The 20,388-nt window shown below is 69.9% G+C and carries 19 protein-coding genes; 8 read left to right on the top strand and 11 right to left on the bottom strand.

The annotated features are described in order from the left end of the window. The first annotated feature begins 16 nt into the window (after positions 1-16). A complete protein-coding gene (locus AC1RN0_RS13505; protein WP_492787968.1) occupies positions 17-1,294 on the top strand; it encodes an OprO/OprP family phosphate-selective porin in 1,278 nt (425 codons plus the stop codon). A gap of 33 nt (positions 1,295-1,327) precedes the next feature. Beyond that, positions 1,328-2,368, top strand: coding sequence for a substrate-binding domain-containing protein (locus AC1RN0_RS13510; protein ID WP_492787969.1), 1,041 nt, complete (start codon positions 1,328-1,330; stop codon positions 2,366-2,368). A 190-nt stretch (positions 2,369-2,558) separates the two neighbouring features. Here the strand turns inward: AC1RN0_RS13510 and AC1RN0_RS13515 are convergent, their stop codons facing one another. After that, a complete protein-coding gene (locus AC1RN0_RS13515; RefSeq protein WP_492787970.1) occupies positions 2,559-3,653 on the bottom strand; it encodes a glycosyltransferase family 4 protein in 1,095 nt (364 codons plus the stop codon). Continuing rightward, positions 3,653-4,465 (bottom strand): UDP-2,3-diacylglucosamine diphosphatase, encoded by an 813-nt coding sequence (locus AC1RN0_RS13520; protein ID WP_492787971.1) that lies wholly within the window; start codon positions 4,463-4,465, stop codon positions 3,653-3,655. Before AC1RN0_RS13520 ends, AC1RN0_RS13515 begins: the two co-directional genes overlap by 1 nt. Positions 4,466-4,579: 114 nt before the next feature. Between AC1RN0_RS13520 and AC1RN0_RS13525 the strand changes: the two genes are divergently transcribed. The 3 genes from AC1RN0_RS13525 to AC1RN0_RS13535 all read left to right on the top strand — a co-directional run bounded on the left by AC1RN0_RS13525 (position 4,580) and on the right by AC1RN0_RS13535 (position 6,625). After that, positions 4,580-5,212, top strand: a complete 633-nt coding sequence (locus AC1RN0_RS13525) for a TetR/AcrR family transcriptional regulator (RefSeq protein ID WP_492787972.1) — start codon at positions 4,580-4,582, stop codon at positions 5,210-5,212. 61 nt (positions 5,213-5,273) lie between these two features. Further along, on the top strand, positions 5,274-5,513 hold the full coding sequence (locus tag AC1RN0_RS13530) for a DUF6356 family protein (RefSeq protein ID WP_492787973.1): 240 nt from the start codon (positions 5,274-5,276) through the stop codon (positions 5,511-5,513). An 80-nt stretch (positions 5,514-5,593) separates the two neighbouring features. Continuing rightward, on the top strand, positions 5,594-6,625 hold the full coding sequence (locus AC1RN0_RS13535; protein ID WP_492787974.1) for an SDR family oxidoreductase: 1,032 nt from the start codon (positions 5,594-5,596) through the stop codon (positions 6,623-6,625). 3 nt (positions 6,626-6,628) lie between these two features. Here the strand turns inward: AC1RN0_RS13535 and AC1RN0_RS13540 are convergent, their stop codons facing one another. Next, positions 6,629-8,440, bottom strand: a complete 1,812-nt coding sequence (locus AC1RN0_RS13540; protein ID WP_492787975.1) for a DUF885 domain-containing protein — start codon at positions 8,438-8,440, stop codon at positions 6,629-6,631. 121 nt (positions 8,441-8,561) lie between these two features. Here AC1RN0_RS13540 and AC1RN0_RS13545 point away from each other — a divergent pair, with 121 nt between their 5' ends. After that, positions 8,562-9,974 carry an amino acid permease gene (locus tag AC1RN0_RS13545; protein WP_492787976.1) on the top strand — a complete coding sequence of 471 codons (1,413 nt, stop codon included), beginning with the start codon at positions 8,562-8,564 and terminating at the stop codon, positions 9,972-9,974. On the opposite strand, the gene AC1RN0_RS13550 is transcribed toward AC1RN0_RS13545, so the two are convergent. From AC1RN0_RS13550 to AC1RN0_RS13575, 6 genes are all read right to left on the bottom strand, one after another. Continuing rightward, the gene (locus AC1RN0_RS13550; protein WP_492787977.1) at positions 9,929-10,273 is read right to left on the bottom strand and encodes a hypothetical protein; all 345 of its coding nucleotides are present in this window, start codon (positions 10,271-10,273) and stop codon (positions 9,929-9,931) included. The genes AC1RN0_RS13545 and AC1RN0_RS13550 overlap by 46 nt on opposite strands. A gap of 73 nt (positions 10,274-10,346) precedes the next feature. Then, positions 10,347-11,123 carry an N-formylglutamate deformylase gene (hutG, locus tag AC1RN0_RS13555; RefSeq protein WP_492787978.1) on the bottom strand — a complete coding sequence of 259 codons (777 nt, stop codon included), beginning with the start codon at positions 11,121-11,123 and terminating at the stop codon, positions 10,347-10,349. Continuing rightward, entirely contained in the window at positions 11,120-12,631 is a 1,512-nt protein-coding gene (gene hutH, locus AC1RN0_RS13560; RefSeq protein WP_492787979.1) for a histidine ammonia-lyase, read from the bottom strand. The genes hutG and hutH overlap by 4 nt, the downstream gene beginning before the upstream one ends. Then, positions 12,628-14,298 carry a urocanate hydratase gene (hutU, locus tag AC1RN0_RS13565; RefSeq protein ID WP_492787980.1) on the bottom strand — a complete coding sequence of 557 codons (1,671 nt, stop codon included), beginning with the start codon at positions 14,296-14,298 and terminating at the stop codon, positions 12,628-12,630. The genes hutH and hutU overlap by 4 nt, the downstream gene beginning before the upstream one ends. After that, positions 14,295-15,014 (bottom strand): histidine utilization transcriptional repressor HutC, encoded by a 720-nt coding sequence (gene hutC / locus AC1RN0_RS13570; protein WP_492787981.1) that lies wholly within the window; start codon positions 15,012-15,014, stop codon positions 14,295-14,297. The genes hutU and hutC overlap by 4 nt, the downstream gene beginning before the upstream one ends. Then, positions 15,011-16,342: a formimidoylglutamate deiminase gene (locus AC1RN0_RS13575; RefSeq protein WP_492787982.1), complete on the bottom strand. Its 1,332-nt coding sequence runs from the start codon at positions 16,340-16,342 to the stop codon at positions 15,011-15,013. Before AC1RN0_RS13575 ends, hutC begins: the two co-directional genes overlap by 4 nt. Before the next feature lie 66 nt (positions 16,343-16,408). On the opposite strand from AC1RN0_RS13575, the gene hutI reads away from it, so the two are divergent. Next, a complete protein-coding gene (gene hutI, locus AC1RN0_RS13580) occupies positions 16,409-17,617 on the top strand; it encodes an imidazolonepropionase (RefSeq protein ID WP_492787983.1) in 1,209 nt (402 codons plus the stop codon). A gap of 111 nt (positions 17,618-17,728) precedes the next feature. Then, entirely contained in the window at positions 17,729-18,220 is a 492-nt protein-coding gene (locus AC1RN0_RS13585; RefSeq protein ID WP_492787984.1) for a hypothetical protein, read from the top strand. A gap of 154 nt (positions 18,221-18,374) precedes the next feature. Here AC1RN0_RS13585 and AC1RN0_RS13590 read toward each other — a convergent pair whose 3' ends face one another. Both AC1RN0_RS13590 and AC1RN0_RS13595 read right to left on the bottom strand, forming a co-directional pair. Next, positions 18,375-19,319 (bottom strand): type II secretion system F family protein, encoded by a 945-nt coding sequence (locus AC1RN0_RS13590; RefSeq protein WP_492787985.1) that lies wholly within the window; start codon positions 19,317-19,319, stop codon positions 18,375-18,377. 5 nt (positions 19,320-19,324) lie between these two features. After that, positions 19,325-20,287, bottom strand: a complete 963-nt coding sequence (locus tag AC1RN0_RS13595; protein WP_492787986.1) for a type II secretion system F family protein — start codon at positions 20,285-20,287, stop codon at positions 19,325-19,327. Positions 20,288-20,388: the final 101 nt, after the last annotated feature.

The following is a 20,388-nucleotide window of genomic DNA, read 5'->3' on the forward strand; positions in this document are numbered from 1 at the left end:
CGACAAGGATCCGACAATGATGACCAAGACCTCGCTGGCCTGCGGGTCTGCACTGGGCGCGCTGATGGCGCTGGCCCTGGTGTCGGGCGCTTCCGCGCAGGAAACCACCACCGCCTGGAAGGGCGCTCCGCAATTCACCAATGACGGCGTCTCGTTCAAGGTCCGTGGCCGGATCCTCATCGACGCCGTGTTCCAGGACGTTGACCGGGAAACCGGCACGGACTTCTCGACCCGCGCCTTCCGCGGCCGCCAGGTGTTCCTCGGCGTCGAAGGCCAGCTGAACCAGTACTTCGCCTACAAGGCCGAAGGCGGCGCCGTGAACGGCGGGGCCTGGGCCTGGGACGACGTGGTCATCGAGTACAAGCCTAACGACAATACCTCGGTGATGGTCGGCAACATCAAGGCCGCCGGCCTCGAGAACCTGACCTCGACCCGCTTCACCACCTTCATGGATCGTGGTCCCTACGGCGAAATGGGCCCGGACAGCTATCTGGTCAGCGCCGTCGTGAAGATGAATGGCGAAAACTGGACCGCCACCGGCGCCGTCCAGGGCGACTCGCTGAACAACGCCGACCTGACCGCCAACGCGACCCTGCCGCCGGACGTGAAGGAGCGCATCGGCTTCACCGCCCGCGCCAGCTTCGCGCCGATCCTGACCGACACCGACAAGGTTCACCTGGGTCTGTTCGGCCGGTACCGCGATCACGGCAACGAGGCGGCCTTCACCTACACCACCCGCCCGATGACCAACTTCGGTTCGCGCTATTTGACCTCGGGCGCCGTGGGCGACACGGACACGACCTGGGGCGCTGAAGCCGCCTGGGTGCACAACAGCTTCTCGGTCCAGGCCGAATACGCCGACATCGCCGTGACCCGCCTGACCACCGGTCCGGGCGCCACGGTCGGCGGCGATCCGAACGTCAAGGTCGGCTATGCCTTCGTCAGCTTCTGGCCGACCGGCGAGCAGCGCAACTACGATCCGAAGAAGGGCGAATTCGGCCGTCCGAAGATCCTCAACCCCGTCACGACCGGCGGCTGGGGCGGCGTTGAACTCGGCCTTCGTTACGACTGGGCCGACGCCTCCGACGTTTATAATTCGGCGGGCAATGCCGCGTCGCGCACCGCCGCCCGCGACTCGGGCGAATATTCGAGCTGGACGGCCGGCGTGAACTACTACCCGGTGCCCTACGTTCGCTTCCAGGCCAACTACACCAAGGCCACCAACGACAACCCCGTCGTCGGCCGCGACGTGGATGTGGACCAGTTCCAACTCCGCGCCCAGCTCGACTTCTAGGCCCGCAGACACCTCGAGATCAGAGATCATCCCATGAAGAAACTTCTCGGAACGGTCGCCGCGGCGGCTGTCATGACCATCACTTCCCAGGCCCATGCGGCGGGCCGGGACTATGTCTGGGCCGCCGGCTCCTCGACGGTCTTCCCGTTCGCCACCCGCGTCGCGGAAAACTACGCCCGCAAGACCGGCTCCAAGGCGCCCAAGGTTGAATCCCTGGGCACCGGCGGCGGCTTCAAGATCTTCTGCGGCGGCACGGGTCCGGGCTTCCCGGACATCGCCAACGCCTCGCGGCCGATGAAGAAGTCGGAGTTCGACGCCTGCGCCGCCAAGGGCGTGAAGGACATCATCGCCCTGAAGATCGGCTTCGACGGCATCGTCATCGCCACCGACAAGGACGGCGCTGACTACAACTTCCGGCTCGAGAACCTGTACCTCGGCCTGTCGGCCAAGGTGCTGCGTTACGGCAAGTTCGTGCCGAACCCCTACACCGCGTGGGACGACGTCGGCACCGGCCTGCCCGGCAACCGCATCGTGGTCTACGGCCCGCCGCCCACGTCGGGCACCCGCGACGCCTTCGTTGAACTGGCCATCGAAGCCGGGGCCCGGAAGTATCCGATCCTCGAGGAGATGCGGTCGAACAACGAAAAGGGCTTCAAGGCCCTGGTCGACCCGCTGCGCGCGGACGGCTGGATCGACGCCGGCGAAAACGACAACGCCATCGTCCAGACCCTGACCCGCACGCCGGGCGCCCTGGGCGTGTTCGGCTACTCGTTCCTCGAAGAGAACGGCGACAAGGTGAAGGGCGCCTCGGTCAACGGCATCTTCCCGACGCCCACGACGATCGCCAACGGCTCCTACCCGCTGTCGCGCTCGCTGTTCATCTACGTCAAGAAGTCCAACCTCGGCGTGACGCCGGGCCTGCGCGAGTTTGTCGAAGAGTTCCTCTCCGACGGCGCGACCGGCCGCGGCGGCTACCTGCAGGGCCGCGGTCTGATCCCGCTGCCCCCGGGCCAGCATGAAGCCAACAAGGCGACGTACAAGGCCGGTACGGTGATGTCGCGCCCGACCGCCTAAGGGTCCTCCCCGACCCGCACGGCTGGCGCCGCGACCCGAAAGGGTCGCGGCGTTTTTCGTTCGGGCGTTCTTCGAGCCCCGACTCGCGAGGATGGCTCCTCAGGCTGACGTGCGTTGGGGCGTTATGGTGAGGCGTGAGGCTCCCGCGGGCCCCGGACTGGATCCGGGGACTCGAGCCACGCGGGAAGGATCAGGCCGCCTTCGGGCCGCGCCGCAGTCGGGCCAGCCGCCGCAGACGCCGCCAGAAACGGGTCTTCTCGGGCTCGGGATACGGGTCGAGGTTGCGCACGAACTGCTCGGCGCAAGCCCGCCAGCTGAACTTCTCGGCGAAGGCGCGCACGGCGGTCCTGTCCAGGTCGAGGCAGGCGATCGCCGCCTCGGCCAGGCCCTCGGTGCGCCCGGGCGCCAGCACGCCGGCGTTGGAGCCGGGGATGATGTCCGCGGGGCCGGGCGCGTTGAATCCGGCCACCGGCACGCCGGCGGCCATGGCTTCCAGAATCACCAGACCGAAGGTGTCGGTCAGGGACGGGAAGACGAACACGTCGGCGCAGCCGAAATAGGCGGCCAGCTCGTCGCCGTACTTGGCGCCGACAAACTTCACGTCCGGATAGGCTTCCTCGAGCTCGGCGCGCTGCGGGCCGTCGCCGACCACCACCTTGGTGCCCGGCAAATCGAGAGAAGCGAAGGCCTCGATGTTCTTCTCCACGGCCACCCGGCCGACGTTGAGGAAGATCGGCCGCTTCAGTCCGGCGTACACGTCGGGCTCATCGTCACGGCGCGGATGGAAGATGTCCGTGTCCACACCGCGCGACCAGGACGAGATGTTGCGGAAGCCGTGGCGTTCCAGCTCCTCGCGCATGGTGTCGGTGGCCACCATCATCCGGCCGGACGGCTTGTGGAACCACTTCATGTAGGCGTAGCCGGCCGCCAGCGGCACGGGCAGGCGGGCGGAGACATATTCCGGGAACCGCGTGTGGTAGCTGGTCGTGAACGGCAGCTTCCATTCCAGGCAGACGCGCCGCGCGGCCAGGCCCACGGGGCCCTCGGTGGCGATATGAATCGCCTCGGGCTCGAACGACTTGAACCGCTCCTGGATCGGCTCGTAGGCGCCGACGGCCAGCTTGATCTCGGAATAGGTGGGCAGCGGCACGGTGTTGAACTGGTCGGGGCTGATCACCTCGACCTCGTGGCCCATGGCGCGCATTTCGGCGACCGTACGCGTCAGCGTACGGACAACGCCGTTGACCTGGGGCTCCCAGGCGTCGGTGGCGACAAGGATACGCATCAGGCGGCGGCGGGCTCCGGCAGGGCGACGGGGTCGCTGCGGGTCATACTGGACCAGGAACGCTGCTTCGCCCACTCCACGATCTCGAGTCGGCCGTCATGATGTTCGACCAGGGCGGTGCAGCTCTCGACCCAATCCCCGTCGTTGACGTACAGGATGCCGCCGAAATCACGCATTTCCGCCTTGTGGATATGGCCGCAGATGACGCCATCCACACCGCGCCGACGGGCTTCATCGGTCACGGCTTCCTCGAAATTCTCGATGAACTGCAGGGCGTTCTTCACCTTGACCTTCAGATAGGCCGAAAAGCTCCAGTACCCCAAACCCATCCGATGGCGCGCCCGCGCCACCAGAGTGTTCAGCAGCAGGAGCGTTCTATAGGACCAATCGCCGAGGAAGGCGAGCCAGCGCGCGTGCTGAACGATGCCGTCGAACTCGTCCCCGTGCACGACGAGGAAACGCCGGCCGTCCGCGGTCTCGTGGATGGCGTCGCGGGCCACCACCACGCCGCCGAAATGGACGCCGCAGAAGTCGCGGGCGATCTCATCGTGATTGCCGGGCACATAGGTGACCTTCACGCCCTTGCGGGCCATCCGGAGCACCTTCTGGACCACGTCGTTGTGGCTCTGCGGCCAGTGCCAGCCGCTCTTCAGCTTCCAGCCGTCGATGATGTCGCCGACGAGGTAAAGCTGTTCGCACTCGAGGTGACGGATGAAGTCGAGCAGCATCTCGGCCTGGCATCCGCGCGTGCCGAGGTGCACGTCGCTGATGAAGACAGCGCGGCAGCTGAAACCCTGGCCTTCGTCGGTCATCCCTGCTCCTGAAACAGGCGGTGATGCGACGCTGCTAGGCTGATTGCATGTCAGTCTCGTGAAGTGGTGATTGGTCACGTTGCGGTGCAACATCGCAGGCCCTAGATGATCGGAATGTCCGAGAGTTCCACTGTTCAGCGTGATACGCCCAAATCCCGACGCACCCGGGCGCGCATTCTTGACGAGGCGGTCCGGGTTATCGCCGAGCAGGGCTACGCGGCGACCACCAACGCCGCGGTCGCCGAGGCGGCCGGCATCACCCGCGGCGCGATGCTCTACCATTTCCCGACACGCGAAACGCTGCTCGAGGCGGCGATCGAGCACATCCAGAGCCAGCGCGCGGCGCTGTTCCGCGACGCCGCGGACAGCCTGCCGCCGGGCGGCGACGTGACCGAGCACGCCATCGAGACCTACTGGGATCTCCTGCACCGGACGCCGTTCGTGGCCTTCGCCGAGCTTGAGGCCGCGTCGCGCACCGATCCGCTGGTTCGCGAGCTGCTGGCCCCGTCGCTGGCCGACTTCGACCGGGCCCAGATCGGCGACCATTTCCTGAAGATGCTGCACGCCGGCGCCGGCCCGCGTTTCCAGGCCAGCCGCGACCTCGCCCGCTTCATGCTGGAAGGCATGGCCCGGGCCCAGGTGACCTACGACAAGGACGAGCGCGTCGAGCGTCTGCTGTCGGTGATCAAGCGCGCCACCCACATGCTCAACCGCAAGGGCGGCGTGACGGACCTTTGGCCGGAGTAGGTTGACCCTGCGGCACGGCTCAGGCCATCACTGGGTCACACCGCATCCACCGGAGCCGGTCATGAACCCCTTCACCGCTCATCCCCGATCCGTCGGCGAGACCTACGGCCAGCATCTGGGCGTGGCGACCAGCTTCGGCTTCGCGATGATCCTCGGCGGCCTCGCCTCGGTGATCCACGGCCTCTGTCCCTGGCTGTTCCAGACCACCGGCAGCCGTACGGTCAAGCGGCTGTACAACCGCCTGACCGGTCGCGGCCCGGCCGAAGCCGGCTACGGCGACTGGGAAGGCGCGGGGGTCTAGCCGCCGTCAGACCCCCCGTTGGCGCCCTTGACCAACGCGCCTAGGCTTTCGCCGAACCTTCATGGGCGGGGAAATTCAAGATGAGTCGGGTACTGGTCACCGGCGGGTCCGGCTTTATCGGCAGCCACAGCATTCTGCAGCTTCTGGCGGCGGGTCATGAGGTCCGCACAACCGTACGCGATCTCAGGCGCCGCGACGACGTGCTGGCCATGCTGAGACAGGGCGGCGCGGCCGATCCGGGCGAGCGGCTGACCTTCTTCGCCGCCGATCTGGAGAGCGACGCCGGGTGGGCCGAGGCCGTCGCCGGCTGCGACTACGTGCTGCATGTCGCCTCGCCGTTTCCGCCCGCCGTCCCAAAGGACGAGAACGAGCTGATCGTGCCTGCCCGCGAAGGCGCCCTGCGGGTGCTGCGCGCCGCACGGGACGCGAAGGTCAGGCGGGTGGTGCTGACCTCGTCCTACGCCGCCATCGGCTACGGGACCCAGGGGCGGTCGACGCCGTTCACCGAGGAGGACTGGACCGATCCGGACGGTCCCGACGTCCAGCCCTATGTGAAGTCCAAGACCCTGGCCGAGCGCGCCGCCTGGGATTTCATCGCCCGGGAAGGCGGCGGCCTGGAGCTGTCGGTGGTCAATCCGGTCGGGGTGTTCGGCCCGGTGCTGGGGCCGGATTACTCCACATCGATCCTGCTGGTGCAGAGGCTGATGGACGGCGCCCTGCCGGGCTGCCCGCGCCTGTGGTTCGGCTGTGTCGACGTGCGCGACGTGGCTGACCTGCACATCCGGGCCATGACCAGCCCGGCGGCCAGCGGCGAGCGTTTCCTCGCGGTGGCCGGCGACTTCCTGTCGATGCGCGAGATCGCCGGGGCGCTCAAGGCCGGCCTCGGCGCCGAAGCCGCCAGGGTCCCGACCCGGGAACTGCCGAACTGGCTGGTGCAGATCGTCGCCCTCTTCGATCCGGCGGCGAAACAGCTGCTGCCGGAACTGGGCAAGCGCCGCAACGCCAGCAACGCCAAGGCCCGCGAGCGGCTCGGCTGGGCGCCGCGGTCCAGCGAGGAGTCGGTCGTCGCCACCGCCCGCAGCATGATCGACCTGGGGCTGCTCAAGACCTGAGGGTCAGCCCTTCGCCTTCTCCGCCGCGATCCACTGGTCGATGCGCACCTCCAGCAGGTCCATCGGCAGCGGTCCGGCCAGCAGCACCGCGTCGTGGAAGCGGCGGATGTCGAACCTGTCGCCCAGCGCCGCTTCGGCCCGGTGGCGGAGCTCCAGGATCTTCATCTCGCCGATCTTGTAGGCCGTGGCCTGGCCCGGCCAGGAGATGTAACGGTCCAGCTCGATCTCGATGTTGAGAGGCGAGAGGGCGCTGTTCTCGACGAAGCATCGCCGGGCCTGCTCGCGCGTCCAGCCCATCCAGTGCAGGCCGGTGTCGGCGACCAGCCGGCAGGCGCGCCACATCTCGTAGCTCAGGCGGCCGAACTTTTCGTAGGGCGTCCGGTAGATGCCCATCTCCAGGCCCAGCTTCTCCGAGTAGAGCCCCCAGCCTTCCGTGAACGCCGTCATGTCCGCGTCGCGGCGGAAGGCGGGCACCCCCTGCAACTCCTGGCCGAGGGCGATCTGCAGATGGTGGCCGGGCACGGCCTCGTGCAGCGTCAGGGCCGGAAGCTCATAGAGGCCGCGCTGGTCCAGCGCCGAGGTGTTGACCATGTAGCCGCCGGCCACGCCGTTGGCCGGGCTGCCCGGGAAGTATCGCCCGGTGGTGTAGCCGACCTCGATTTCCCGCGGGACCTCGCGAACGCCATAGGTCAGCCGCGGCAGGGTGGCGAAGAACCGCGGCAGCTGGTCGTCGATGCGTTTGGCGATCTCGCTCGCCTTTTCCAGCAGGGCCTGGCGGCTGGTGACATAGAATTGCGGATCGGTGCGCAGGAACCGGAGGAATTCCTCGTGGGTCCCCGTAAACCCGGCCTCGGCCCGGACCGCGTCCATCTCGGCGCGGATGCGGGCGACCTCCTTGAGGCCGATCTCGTGCACCTCGTCCGGCGTCAGGCTGGTGGTCGTGTAGCGGCGGACCAGCCAGGCGTAGTAGGCCTTGCCGCCGGGCATGCTGGAGGCGCCCAGGCTCGCGCGGCTGGCAGGCAGATATTCCTTCTCCATGAAGGTCGCGTAGCGTTGCTGGGCCGGCCGCAGGACGGTGCGCACCAGTGTCACCGCCCGGGCGCGGAAGGCGGCCCGGTCAGCGGCGGGGATCGACGCCGGCAACTGGTCCAGGACCGTCACCGCCTGGTCGCCTTCCGCCGGCGCGGCCGCCGCCTTGCGCGCCTGGGTCAGGGCGATTTCGGCGATGGGACGGGGTTGCACCCAGCCGGTCTTCACGCCGCGCCGGGAGTTGGCGATCTGGTCGTCGTAATAGGTCCCGGCGCCGGCAAGGCGCTTGAGCCAGTTCTCCGCGTCGGCGCGCGAGGACATCGGCGAGCTGACCGCCAGGTAGCCGAAATAGGAATCCAGCGAGTTGTCGCTCGAGAAGGCCAGCCGGCCGGTATCGAAGTCGATGGCCGCGATCTGGTTGCCGATCAGCCGGTCAAGAAAGGCGCGGTTGAGGGCGTCGTCGGCCGACAGACCCTCGGCGGAGATGGCCTTGAGTCGTGTCTGGAACGCCACCAGGGCGACCTTGCGCTTCTGGTCGGCGGCCAGGGAGAAGTCCGGCAGCAGGCTACGCGCCGCAGCGTCGCCGTTCGCGCCGGCCGAGATCGGATCCTGACCGGCGTTCCAGGCTTCGTAGTCGCGAACCAGACCGGCCAAGGCCGCTCCGGCGGCGGCGGGCGCGACGGCCGGGGCGTCGGCCGCGCGGGCGGTCGCCGGGGCGGCGTCCATGGTCGCGGCCAGGGCCAGCACGCTGGCGGTCAGGATCAGCACGGTGGTCCGCTTCATCATTCAGGTCCCCTTGTACAGGCCGCCAAGCTGGCGCCGCGCGCGTCGGGCCGCAAGCCGGGGGCTTGGCGAACCGGCCCGGAGCGGGTCATGGTCCCATCCAATGGATTGGGGGGAGGGGCTCATGAGCTTCCTGACGCGGCGCATCGCCATCGATCGAGACATCGGCCACGTCGAAGGCCACACCGGCCTCAAGGCGACGCTGGGCTGGCCGCATCTGGTGGCGCTCGGCGTCGGGGCCATCGTCGGCACCGGCATCTACACCCTCACGGGCGAGGCGGCGGGCCTGGCCGGGCCGGGCGCGATGCTCAGCTTCCTGATCGCCGGGGCGGTCTGCGCCGCCGCCGCCCTCTGCTACGCCGAGATGGCCACCTTGATGCCCCGCGCGGGCAGCGCCTACACCTACAGCTACGCGGTGATGGGCGAGACGGTCGCCTGGATCGTCGGCTGGAGCCTGATCCTGGAATATACCGTGGTCTGCGCGGCCGTGTCGGTGGGCTGGGCCGGCTACGCCTCGGGCCTGATCCTCAGCTGGTGGCCGGACGCGCCGCAGGTGCTGCTCAAGGGCCCGGAGGCCGGCGGCATCGTCAATCTGCCGGCGGTGATCATCGCCCTGCTGGTCGCCGGCCTGCTGGCGCTCGGCACCCGGGAAAGCGCCCGGGTCAACTTCGTGCTGGTGATCGTCAAGCTCATCGCCCTGGCCGGATTCATCATCCTGGCCCTGCCGGCGTTCAACGCCGCCCACTTCACCCCCTTCATGCCGCAGGGCTTCTGGGCCCATGAGGTCGACGGCGTGAAGATGGGTGTGATGGGCGCGGCCTCGATCATCTTCTTCGCCTTCTACGGCTTTGACGCCATCTCCACCGCGTCGGAAGAGACGAAGAACCCGGCCCGCGACCTGACCATCGGCATCGTCGGCTCGATGCTGCTCTGTACGCTGATCTACATGGCGGTGGCCGCGGCCGCGATCGGCGCCATGGCGCCGGCGCAGTTCGCCGCCAGCGCCGAACCCCTGGCCTACATCATCCGGGAACTCGGCCATCCGAAGGCCGCCTGGCTGATCGGCCTGGCCGCCATCATCGCCATGCCGACCGTCATCATGGTGTTCATGTACGGCCAGACCCGCGTGTTCTTCGCCATGGCCCGCGACGGCCTGCTGCCCCGGGGGCTGGCCAAGGTGCACAGCCGGCTCGGCACGCCGGTCGCCGTGACCCTGTTCACCGGCCTGATCGCGGCCGTGCTCGGCGGCGCCCTGCCGCTCAGCCGCATCGTCTCGGTGGCCAACGCCGGCACGCTGGCCGCCTTCATCGCCACGGCCCTGTCGATGATGATCCTGCGGGTGCAGCAGCCGGCCCGACCGCGCCGCTTCAAGACGCCGCTGTGGTGGCTGGTCGGCCCGTTCGCGATTCTCGGCTGCGCCTATCTGTTCGCGGGCCTGAGCACCTTCACGATGATCGTGTTCGTGATCTGGAACGTGATCGGCCTGGCGGCCTATCTGGTGTGGTTCCGCACGACGAGCGATCTGGCGAAGGCCTGACCGCTCTGGCGGCAGACTTCCCGTCCCGTCGCCAGGTCGAGCAGGCTGCCGACGAAGCCCGCCATCAGTCCGCCGGCGACGCCGGCGGCGGCGGTGCAGAGCATGCCGTCCATGAGGCCTTGCAGGGTGTTCACCGATCCGCCCGCGGGACGCCAGAAGGCTGTCGCGTCCAGAAGGCCGAGGTCCACCCCCATCCAGCCGACGAGGAAGACCACCTCGGCCGTGGCCATGCCAACGCCGGCCCAGCGCAGCTTCCCGAGCAGGGTCGTCGGGTCGAGAGGGGAAGACAGCGGTGTCATCAACGGCGCTCCAGCATGCCTCAACCTAGCTGGCGCGCCGAAGTGTGCTTTGATGCGGATCAACCCCCGAGGGTCAGGCCAGGGCGCTCACCGCCGCCGCGATCGCGTCGCGCAGCACGGGGCGGAGCCGCGCCGCCAGAGCGGCGTCGACACCATGGTCCGCCCCAAGATGAGTGCTCTTGGCGAGCTCCATCTGGATGGCGTGCACGCCGTCCGCCGGCCGGCCGTACGCCCGCGTGATGTAGCCGCCCTTGAAGCGGCCGTTGAGCACCGCCGTATACGGACTGGCCCCGCAGACTGCGAACGCCGCCGCGCTCACCGCCGCGCCACAGGCCGCCCCGTCGGCGGTGCCCATGTTCAGGTCGGGCAGGGTTCCGTCGAACAGCCGCGGCACAACGGCGCTGATCGAATGGGCGTCCCACAGGAGTGCATGGCCGTGGCGGTCGAGCGCCGTCGCCACGGCCAGGGCGAGCGCCTGGTGATAGGGCCGCCAGTAGCGCTCGCGACGGTCGATGATCTCGGCCGCGTCCGGCGTCGCGTCGCGGTACACCGGCTCGCCTAGAAACGTCTCCTCGGGAACCAGCCCCGCGCCCCACTGGCCCGGATAGAGGGGCTTGTTGTCGGGCGGCCGGTTGACGTCGATGACCAGCCGCGACCAGCGGGCGGTGACGGTGGTCGCGCCGAGCGCCTCGGCGAAATCGTAGAGGGCCGGCTGTTCGAAGTCGGTGTCGTCCAGTCGCAGGGCCTCCGGCGTCATGCGTGCGGCGAGGGCGTCGGGGATGTCTGTCCCGACGTGCGGAAAGCTGAGGATCAGCGGCGAGGGGCCGGGGGTTACGAAGGGGGCGGTCATAGCGCGGCGATCCCGCTGAAGCCGCCGCGCAGGACCCTGTCGGTCACGGCCGCGATGTCCGGCGCGAAGTAGCGGTCGCGATCATATGCCGGCGCGAGTGCCCGAACGCGGGCGTGGGCCGCCTCCAGCGGGTCGGACGACCGTAGCGGCCGCCGGAACTCGACGCCCTGCGCCGCCGCCAGCAGTTCGATAGCGACGATGGCGGCGCTGTTCTCCGCCATCTGCGTCAGCCGCCGCGCCGCGTAGGTGGCCATCGAGACATGGTCCTCCTGGTTGGCGCTGGTCGGCAGGCTGTCGGTGCTGGAGGGGTGACTGAGGCATTTGTTCTCGGAGGCCAGCGCCGCCGCCGTTACCTGGGCGATCATGAAGCCGGAGTTGATGCCGGGCTCGGCGACCAGGAAGGCGGGCAGGCTGCTCATGTTCGGATCGACCATCAGCGCCGTGCGGCGTTCGCTGAGCGCGCCGATCTCGGCGAGGGCCAGCGCCAGGGTGTCGGCCGCGAAGGCCACCGGCTCGGCGTGGAAGTTGCCGCCCGACAGCGCCTCGCCGGTCTCGGCGAACACCAGCGGATTGTCCGTCACGGCGGCGGCCTCGATCAGCAGGGTGCGCCCGGCGTTGTCGATCAGGTCGAGCGCGGCGCCCATCACCTGCGGCTGGCAGCGCAGGCTGTAGGGATCCTGGACCCGGTCGCAGCTGTCGTGGCTGTGCCGGATGGCGCTGCCGTCGAGCAGGGTGCGAAGGCAGCGCGCCACCGCGATCTGGCCGGGCTGGCCGCGCGCGGCGTGGATGCGCGCGTCGAACGGCGCGTCGCTGCCGAGCATGGCGTCGGTGCTGAGCGCGCCCGCCACGAGCGCCGCCTCGAAGATTCGCCGCGTGAGGACGAGGCCCTTGAGCGCCAGGGCGGTGGAGGCCTGGGTGCCGTTGATCAGCGCGAGGCCCTCCTTGGCGCGCAGTTCGATCGGCGTGAGCCCGGCCGCCCTGAGCCCCTCGATCGCGGGAACCACCTTCCCGCCGACCTTCAGTTCACCGACGCCCAGCAGGGTCGAGGCCAGATGGGCCAGCGGCGCGAGGTCACCCGAGGCGCCGACCGAGCCCTTCGCCGGAATCACCGGCAGGATGTTGGTCTCCAGCAGGCGCAGCAGCATGGCGATCAGCTCGGGGCGGACGCCCGACAGGCCGCGCGACAGGCCCGCCGCCTTGAGCAGCAGGATCAGCCGCACAACGTCGTCCGGAAGCGGATCACCGACACCGCAGCAGTGCGACAGGATCAGGTTGCGCTGCAGGTCGACCAGCTGGTCCGGGCGGATGGTCTGTTTCGCGAGCAGGCCGAAGCCCGTGTTCACGCCGTAGACGGTTCTTCCCGTCTGCAGGATCTCCTCGATGGTCGCGGCGGAGGCGGCGACGGCGGCCCGGGACTCGTCGGAAAGGACTGCCGCGATGGGGCCGAGCAGGGTCTGCTCGATGACCTCGAGCGGGATCACCGGGCCGCCGATGGCGTGCGGGGTCATCGGGCGGCCTCCAGGCTGGGCAGATCGAGGCCCTGTTCGCGGGCGCAGTCGATGGCGATGTCGTAGCCGGCGTCGGCGTGGCGCATCACCCCCGTGCCCGGATCATTCCACAGCACCCGCTCCAGCCGCTTCGCCGCCTCCGGCGTGCCGTCGGCGACGATGACCACCCCGGCGTGCTGGCTATAGCCCATGCCAACCCCGCCGCCGTGGTGCAGCGATACCCAGGTCGCGCCGCCGGCGGTGTTGAGCAGGGCGTTGAGCAGAGGCCAGTCGCTGACCGCGTCGGAGCCGTCCTGCATCGCTTCGGTCTCGCGGTTGGGGCTGGCCACCGAGCCGCTGTCGAGGTGGTCGCGGCCGATGACGATCGGGGCCTTCAGCTCGCCGCTGGCGACCATCGCGTTGAACATCAGTCCGGCGCGATGCCGGTCGCCGAGCCCGATCCAGCAGATGCGCGCCGGCAGGCCCTGGAAGGCGATCCGGTCCTTCGCCATGTCGAGCCAGCGATGCAGGTGCACATTGTCCGGGAACAGACGCTTCATCGCCGCGTCGGTTTTGAAGATGTCCTCCGGATCGCCCGACAGGGCCGCCCAGCGGAACGGACCGACGCCGCGGCAGAACAGCGGGCGGATGTAGGCCGGCACGAAGCCGGGGAAGTCGAAGGCGTGTTCCAGCCCCTCGTCCTTCGCCACCTGACGGATGTTGTTGCCGTAGTCGAGCGTCGGCACGCCCATGGCGTGGAAGTCGAGCATGGCCTGGACGTGCGGCACGATCGACGCGCGCGCGGCGCGGTCGACCGACGCCGGATCGGCGGCGCGCGCCTGTTCCCAGCGCTCGACGGTCCAGCCTTTCGGCAGGTAGCCGTTGATGGTGTCGTGGGCGCTGGTCTGGTCGGTGACGACGTCGGGTCGCACGCCGCGCCGGACCAGTTCAGGGAACACCTCCGCGGCGTTGCCCAGCAGGCCGACAGACAGGGCCCGGCCTTCCTTCGTGGCGCGCTCGATCCGCGCCAGGGCGTCGTCGAGGTCTTCGGTCGCTTCGTCGAGATAGCGGGTCTCCAGCCGCCGCTCGATGCAGCGACGCTGGCATTCGACGGCCAGCATCGAGGCGCCGGCCATGGTCGCCGCCAGCGGCTGGGCCCCGCCCATGCCACCCAGGCCGCCGGTGAGGATCCACTTGCCGGTCAGGTCGCCGCCGAAATGCTGGCGGCCGACCTCGACGAAGGTCTCGTAGGTGCCCTGAACGATGCCCTGGCTGCCGATGTAGATCCACGACCCAGCCGTCATCTGGCCGTACATCATCAGCCCCTTGCGATCGAGCTCGTGGAAATGCTCCCAGGTCGCCCACTTCGGCACCAGGTTGGAGTTGGCGATCAGCACGCGTGGCGCGTCGGCGTGGGTGCGGAACACCCCGACCGGCTTGCCCGACTGGACCAGTAGGGTTTCGTCGTCGTTCAGCCGCCGCAGGGTGGCGACGATGGCGTCGAAGCTGGCCCAGTCGCGCGCCGCCTTGCCGATGCCGCCGTAGACGACCAGGTCCTCGGGCCGTTCGGCGACGTCCGGGTCGAGGTTGTTCATCAGCATGCGGAGCGCGGCCTCCGTCAGCCACGACTTGCAGGACATCTCGGTTCCGCGTGGCGCGCGGACGATGCGGCTGTTGCTGGGGCTCATGGCAGGTCTCCGAAGCGTCCGGCCAGCCGGAAGGCGTGGCCGGGGTGGATCAGGCGGGCGGCGGAGGCGACCTGCCCCCGGCTCCAGGTGCGGCGGGCGACGGTCAGCACCGGCGCGTCGGCGGCGATGCGCAGCAGCCCGGCCGTGCGGGCGTCGGCGGCCTCGGCCCGCACGATCTGCTCGCCGGCGGCGATCGGCGCTGTGGCCAGCAGATGGGCGGCGGGCGTGCCGGCGGTGAAGTCCTGCGCCAGATAGTCGGGCGCGATGTCGGGCGAGACCCAGCGCTGCTCCAGCTGGATCGGCGTCTCGCCCTCCCAGTGGATGATCTCGGAACGGAACAGCGGCGCGCCAAGGGCGATGCCGAACCGCAGAGCGAGGTCCGCGTCGGCGGCGACGGCTTCCAGCCCCACCACCTCGGCCCGCCAGACATGGCCGCGCGCGGCGACCTCGGCGGCGATGTCGCGGATCTCCAGCGGATGGCTCTCGGCCAGCGGCTCGCCGGCGACGAAGGCCCCGACTCCGGCGCGGCGGACGATCAGGCCTTCGCGGGTCAGTTCGTCGAGCGCCCGGCGCACGGTCATCCGCGCGACGCCGAGTTCCCGGACCAGGTCATGTTCGGAGGCGATGCGGTCGCCGACCCGCCAGCGGCCGGTGCGGATCGCGCCCAGCACGTGGCGTTTGACGGTCTGGTAGCGGGCGGCGCGGGCGGCGGTCATGCGGCGAGCTCGGCGAGGGTCTTGCGGTAGGCGGCGGCGATGGCGTCGCGATGGATGTGCCGGCCGCCGTCGACGATGCGCCGACCGCCGGACCAGACCTCGCGGATCGCGCCCGAGCCGGAAAAGACGAGGCTGTCGAGCCCCAGGTCGCCGGCGCGCCCGGCCAGCGTCGGGTGTTCCGGGTCCAGCACCACCAGGTCGCAGCGCGCGCCGACGGCGATCTCGCCGGTCCGGCGGCCGGTGGGCCGGGTCCCGGCGCGGGCGGCCGAGAGCCACAGGCCCGCGCCGACATGTTCGCCGGTTCCGCCGCTCAAGGTCCGCTTCTGCGCCTGCAGCCGCCGACCGTACTCGAACCAGCGCAGCTCCTCCGGCGCGTTGGTCGTCACATGACTGTCCGACCCGATGCCGAAGGTCCCGCCCGCGCCGAGGAAGGCGTCGGCGTTGAAGAAGCCGTCGCCGAGATTGCCCTCCGTCGACGGACAAAGCGCCACGATCGCGCCGCTACGGGCCAGGCCGGACGCTTCGGCATCTGTCATGTGGGTGGCGTGCACCAGCGTCCAGCGGTCGCCGACCGGCGCATTGGCCAGCAGCCATTCGACCGGGCGCGCGCCGGACCAGGCGACGCTGGCCTCGACCTCGCCGGTCTGTTCGGCGGCGTGGATATGGATCGGCAGGGCCGGATCGGCGGCGGCCAGCACCCGCGCAATCTGCTCCGGCGTCACGGCCCGCAGGCTGTGGAAGGCGAGGGCCTCGGCGCCGCTGGCTTCTAGCAGCCGCAGGAAGTCGTCCGTGGACCGGATGAAGCGGCGCTGGCCGTGCTTCGGCGGCGCCCCGCCGAAGTCGCTGTGACTGTAGAGGACCGGCGCCAGGGTCAGGCCGAACCCGGCCGTCGCGGCCGCCCGACGGTGGGCGTGCGCCGTCTCGGCCGGATCGGCGTAGGGCCGGCCGTCGGGGTCGTTGTGCAGATAGTGGAACTCCACCACGCCGGCGTAGCCGCCCTCGGCCAGCTCGGCGTAGAGCATGGCGGCGATGGCTTCCATCTGGTCCGGCGTCAGCCGGTCGAGGAAGCGGTACATCGCCTCGCGCCAGGCCCAGAAGTCCTCGACCCCGGCCCGGGCCCGCTCGGCCAGGCCGGCCATGGCGCGCTGGAAAGCGTGGCTGTGCAGATTGGTCAGGGCCGGAACCACCGTCCCCGCCACTCGCCCGGACCCGGCTGGATCGGCGCCGGTCGTCAGGCCCGTGATCACGCCGTCTTCGACGGTGATCCGCACGTCGCGCGCCCAGCCGTCCGGCAGGCGCGCCTGGTCGAGGTGAAGGGTGTTGGTCAAGTTGTCTAATCCTGTCTAGACAGGAGCAGACTATCCATGAACCACCGCGGGTGGCAAGACAGGCGCATGCAGCGGATCGACCTTCTCCTGACCGGATGCCGGGCGGCGACCATGACGGTCGGCGGCGCGCCCTACGGCGCCATCGAGGACGCGGTGATCGCCGTCCGCGACGGCCGTATCGTCTGGATCGGCCCGCGCGCCGAAGCGCCGGAATTCAAGGCCGTCGGCACGGTCCGGCTGGACGGCCGCTGGATCACGCCCGGCCTGATCGACTGTCACACCCATCTGGTGTTCGGCGGCGACCGCATCGGCGAATTCGAGCAGCGGCTGAACGGCGCGACCTACGAGGAGATTGCGCTCGCCGGCGGCGGCATCCGCTCCAGCGTGGCCGCCACGCGCGCGGCGACGGACGCCGGTCTGATCCGCACGGCGCGCAAGCGGCTGGCCAGCTTCGTCGCCGAGGGCGTCACGACCATCGAGATCAAGTCCGGCTACGGCCTCGACCTCGAGACCGAGTTGAAGATGCTTCGCGCGGCCCGCTATCTCGACGGCGACGCGCGGGTGGTGACCAGCTTCCTCGGTCTGCACGCCGTGCCGAAGGACCAGGACCGCGACGCCTATGTGGCGATGATTATCGACGAGGCCCTGCCGGCGGCGCACGCGGCCGGACTGGTCGACATCGTCGACGCCTATCTCGAACACATCGCCTTCACGACCGCCGAGGTCTCGCGGCTGTTCGACAAGGCCGCGTCGCTCGGCCTGCCGGTCCGGCTGCATGCGGACCAGCTGGCCGACAGCGGCGGCGCGGCGCTGGCGGCCTTCTACGGCGCCCTGTCGGCCGACCATCTGGAGTTCACCTCGCCGGCCGGCGTCGAGGCGCTGGCCCGGGCCGGCACCGTCGCGGTCCTGCTGCCGGGGGCCTTCGTCGCCCTCGCCGAGACGCAGCGCCCGCCCGTGGCCGCCCTGCGCGCCGCCGGCGTGCCGATGGCCGTGGCCAGCGACTGCAACCCCGGCACCTCGCCGATGCTGTCGCTGCGGGCGGCCATGACGCTCGCCTGCAGCCAGTTCCGTCTGACCCCGGAGGAAGCGCTCGCGGGCGCGACGCGCGTCGCGGCAGGGGCGCTGGGTCTGTCGGACGAGACGGGGACGCTGGAGGTCGGCAAGCTGGCCGATCTGGCGGTCTGGGACATCGAGCGCCCGGCCGAGCTCAGCTACTGGCTCGGCGGCGGCCTGCTGCACCGCTCCTGGCGGGCCGGCGTGCCCGTGGTGGCCTGACCCCACGCTCCGGATTGATCGGTGTCATGGCGCGACGACCGCGCCAGGCCCATCGGACCGCCGGGGCGAGTCATGTCACCGCGGCGTCAGCCGCCATCCAGGAGTTCCGCCTTGTCCGACAAATCCCCCGAGCAGGTCGCCCACAACCGGCGCGCCGTCCGGCTGCGCTTCATCCGTCAGCTGCATTTCTGGGTCGCGGTGTTCGTCGCGCCGAGCCTGCTGCTGTTCGCGGTGACCGGCATGCTGCAGCTGTTCGGGCTGCATGAGGCGGAAGGCGGCTACAAGCCCCTGCCGGTGATCGAGAAGCTCGGCCAGGTGCATATCCACCAGAAGTACGCCCTGCGCCCCGTCCGCGCCCGCCCGCCGCAGGCTGTCGCGCCGGCCGCTGCGAAACCGTCCGCCGCCAGGCCCGAGGCCGAGGAGGACGGCGCGCCGCTCGGCGAGACCCTCGTCAAATGGACCTTCCTCGTGATGGCCGCGGGCATGACCCTGTCGAGCCTCCTCGGCGTCTGGATGGCGATGAGCAACACGCGCCAGCGGCCGATCACCCTGGCCCTGCTGGCCGCCGGGACGGTGTTGCCGATCCTGGTGCTGGCGCTGTAGCGACGACACCCCACCCTCCGTCATCCTCGCGCTTGTCGCGAGGATCCAGGCGCGCAGCGGCTCGCCGTCCAGGCGCTGTCGGGTCGTCGATAGAGTGTCGGTCACCGTGTTCATGGATCGTCGGAACAGGTCCGACGATGACGGCGGAGGGGAGCTAGTTCGCCATCAGCGTCTGGCTGATGCGATAGGCCGCCGGCAGGATCAGCACCCCCATCAGGCAGGGGAAGATGAACAGGATCAGCGGCACCATCAGCTTGGCCGGCAGGCTCATGGCCTTCTCTTCCGCGCGCAGCATGCGCTTGGCGCGCATGTCCTCGGAGAAGACGGTCAGGGTGTCGCCGAGGCTGGTGCCCATCTCCTCGGACTGACGCAGCATGGTCGCCAGCGCCCGGGCGTCGTCGATGCCCAGCCGCTCGGCGAAGCTCGACCAGGCGTCGCGGCGTGAACGGCCGGCCCGCAGTTCCAGCGTCAGGAAGCGCAGATGTTCGCCGAGGTGCACATAGCGGCGGCTCAGTTCCTCGCCGACGCGGGTGACGGCCGCGTCCAGCGACAGCCCGGCCTCCACCGAAGCGACCAGCAGGTCGAGCAGGTCGGGGAAGCCGTCCATGTATTCCAGCTCGAGCTTGCGCCGGCGGGCCTTGATCACCTGGTCCGGGCCCATGATGGCGACGATGGCGAAGGTCCCGGCGGCGAGGATCGCGCCCATGCCGCCCGCGCCGCTGATCGCCCAGGGCACGGTGAAGATCGTCGCCACGGTCGCCAGCAGCAGGGCCACCGCCTTGGCGCCGAGATAGACGGCCACCGACTCGCGGCTGAACCAGCCGGCCTGGATCAGCTTCGCGCGGATCGTCGACAGCTGCGCAGGGTCCTGGATGGCCATGCGGTCGCCCAGTCGCTTCACCCCGCTGACCACGCCGGCGAGGGCCGCCGCGCCGCCGCCGGAGCCGCCGACGGCGACCGTGGCGCCCGACAGCCGCGCCCGCCGACGCGCCCCGACCCGGGCCTCGCGCACGGCGATCAGGGCCGCGCCGCCGACGCCGAGGCTGATCAGGGCGACGGCGAACCAGGTGAGCAGGGTCTGGAGCTGCATCGCGTCCATGGGCGTCAGATCCTCATGTCGATCATCTTGCGCATGACCATGTTGCCGATGAACATCCAGCAGCCGAGGGCGCCCAGGCCCATCTGGATGGTCCGCTCATGGATCACGTCGCCGTAGAAGTGCGGGCTGGCCACCTGCAGGATGGCGAACACCGCGAACGGCGCGGAGGTCAGGATGATCGCCGAGGCGCGGCCCTCGCCCGAGGCGGCCTTGATCTTCAGTCGCATCTTGTGCCGCTCACGGACGGCCTTGGCGTTCATCTTCAACAGGCCGGTCAGGTTGCCGCCCGACCGCTCCTGCAGCCGTATGGTCGCGGCGAACAGGTCGACATCGGGGTGGCGGCAGCGGTCGGCGACGCGACCGACGGCCTGTTCGAGCGTGGCGCCATAGGCGATCTCGTCACCGGCCATGCCGAACTCGCTGCCCAGCGGGTCGGGCATCTCCCGGCCGACGAGCGCCACGGCCGTGGGCACCGGGTGGCCGGCCTCCAGGCTGCGGACAATGATTTCCAGCGCGTTGGGCAGCTGCAGGCCAACGGCCTTGGCCCGTGCCCCGGCCTTGAATTTCAGCCACAGGAACGGCAGACCCAGCGCGAACACCGGCGCCGCGGCGAGGCCCAGCAGCGGGTTCTTCGTCCACAGGAACACCAGCAGATAGGCGCCCAGGCCCAGGCCCGCCGCCGTCAGGGCCCAGGCGCGCGGCTGGTAGCTGACACCGGACTTGATCACCAGGTCGGAGAACCAGCGCACGAGGATGCGGCTGTTGCCGTTCTCGTCCAGCCCGCGCTGCTTGCGCAGTTCGACGACGAGATCGGCGAGGCTGGTCACGGTCTGGGCCGTGGCGAGCCGCTTGTTGACCTTGCGCTTGGTCCCCGCCACCCGCGCCAGCCCCCAGATCGCCTGGGCCGCGGTGAACACCGCCGCCCCGATCAGGATCATGAACACGATACGGGGATCGACCTCGGGCATCAGAGGGCGCTCCCGACGTGGTGCGTGGTTCGACACGCCGGCTTCGCCGGCTGCTCACCATGACGAACGCAAATGCACGTCATCCTGAGCAGCAGCCGCAG

Source organism: Caulobacter sp. GW821-FHT12F03 (genome assembly GCF_058806855.1).

Bases quoted from the DNA above. Each gene is read 5' to 3' on its own strand.
- AC1RN0_RS13550 (WP_492787977.1), bottom strand. From the start codon at position 10,273: ATGACACCGCTGTCTTCCCCTCTCGACCCGACGACCCTGCTCGGGAAG.
- AC1RN0_RS13520 (WP_492787971.1), bottom strand. From the start codon at position 4,465: ATGACCGACGAAGGCCAGGGTTTCAGCTGCCGCGCTGTCTTCATCAGC.
- AC1RN0_RS13545 (WP_492787976.1), top strand. From the start codon at position 8,562: ATGAGCTTCCTGACGCGGCGCATCGCCATCGATCGAGACATCGGCCAC.
- hutI (WP_492787983.1), top strand. From the start codon at position 16,409: ATGCAGCGGATCGACCTTCTCCTGACCGGATGCCGGGCGGCGACCATG.
- AC1RN0_RS13525 (WP_492787972.1), top strand. From the start codon at position 4,580: ATGTCCGAGAGTTCCACTGTTCAGCGTGATACGCCCAAATCCCGACGC.
- AC1RN0_RS13515 (WP_492787970.1), bottom strand. From the start codon at position 3,653: ATGCGTATCCTTGTCGCCACCGACGCCTGGGAGCCCCAGGTCAACGGC.
- AC1RN0_RS13530 (WP_492787973.1), top strand. From the start codon at position 5,274: ATGAACCCCTTCACCGCTCATCCCCGATCCGTCGGCGAGACCTACGGC.
- hutG (WP_492787978.1), bottom strand. From the start codon at position 11,123: ATGACCGCCCCCTTCGTAACCCCCGGCCCCTCGCCGCTGATCCTCAGC.
- hutC (WP_492787981.1), bottom strand. From the start codon at position 15,014: ATGACCGCCGCCCGCGCCGCCCGCTACCAGACCGTCAAACGCCACGTG.
- AC1RN0_RS13540 (WP_492787975.1), bottom strand. From the start codon at position 8,440: ATGATGAAGCGGACCACCGTGCTGATCCTGACCGCCAGCGTGCTGGCC.
- AC1RN0_RS13505 (WP_492787968.1), top strand. From the start codon at position 17: ATGATGACCAAGACCTCGCTGGCCTGCGGGTCTGCACTGGGCGCGCTG.
- hutH (WP_492787979.1), bottom strand. From the start codon at position 12,631: ATGACCCCGCACGCCATCGGCGGCCCGGTGATCCCGCTCGAGGTCATC.
- hutU (WP_492787980.1), bottom strand. From the start codon at position 14,298: ATGAGCCCCAGCAACAGCCGCATCGTCCGCGCGCCACGCGGAACCGAG.
- AC1RN0_RS13595 (WP_492787986.1), bottom strand. From the start codon at position 20,287: ATGCCCGAGGTCGATCCCCGTATCGTGTTCATGATCCTGATCGGGGCG.
- AC1RN0_RS13510 (WP_492787969.1), top strand. From the start codon at position 1,328: ATGAAGAAACTTCTCGGAACGGTCGCCGCGGCGGCTGTCATGACCATC.
- AC1RN0_RS13535 (WP_492787974.1), top strand. From the start codon at position 5,594: ATGAGTCGGGTACTGGTCACCGGCGGGTCCGGCTTTATCGGCAGCCAC.
- AC1RN0_RS13590 (WP_492787985.1), bottom strand. From the start codon at position 19,319: ATGGACGCGATGCAGCTCCAGACCCTGCTCACCTGGTTCGCCGTCGCC.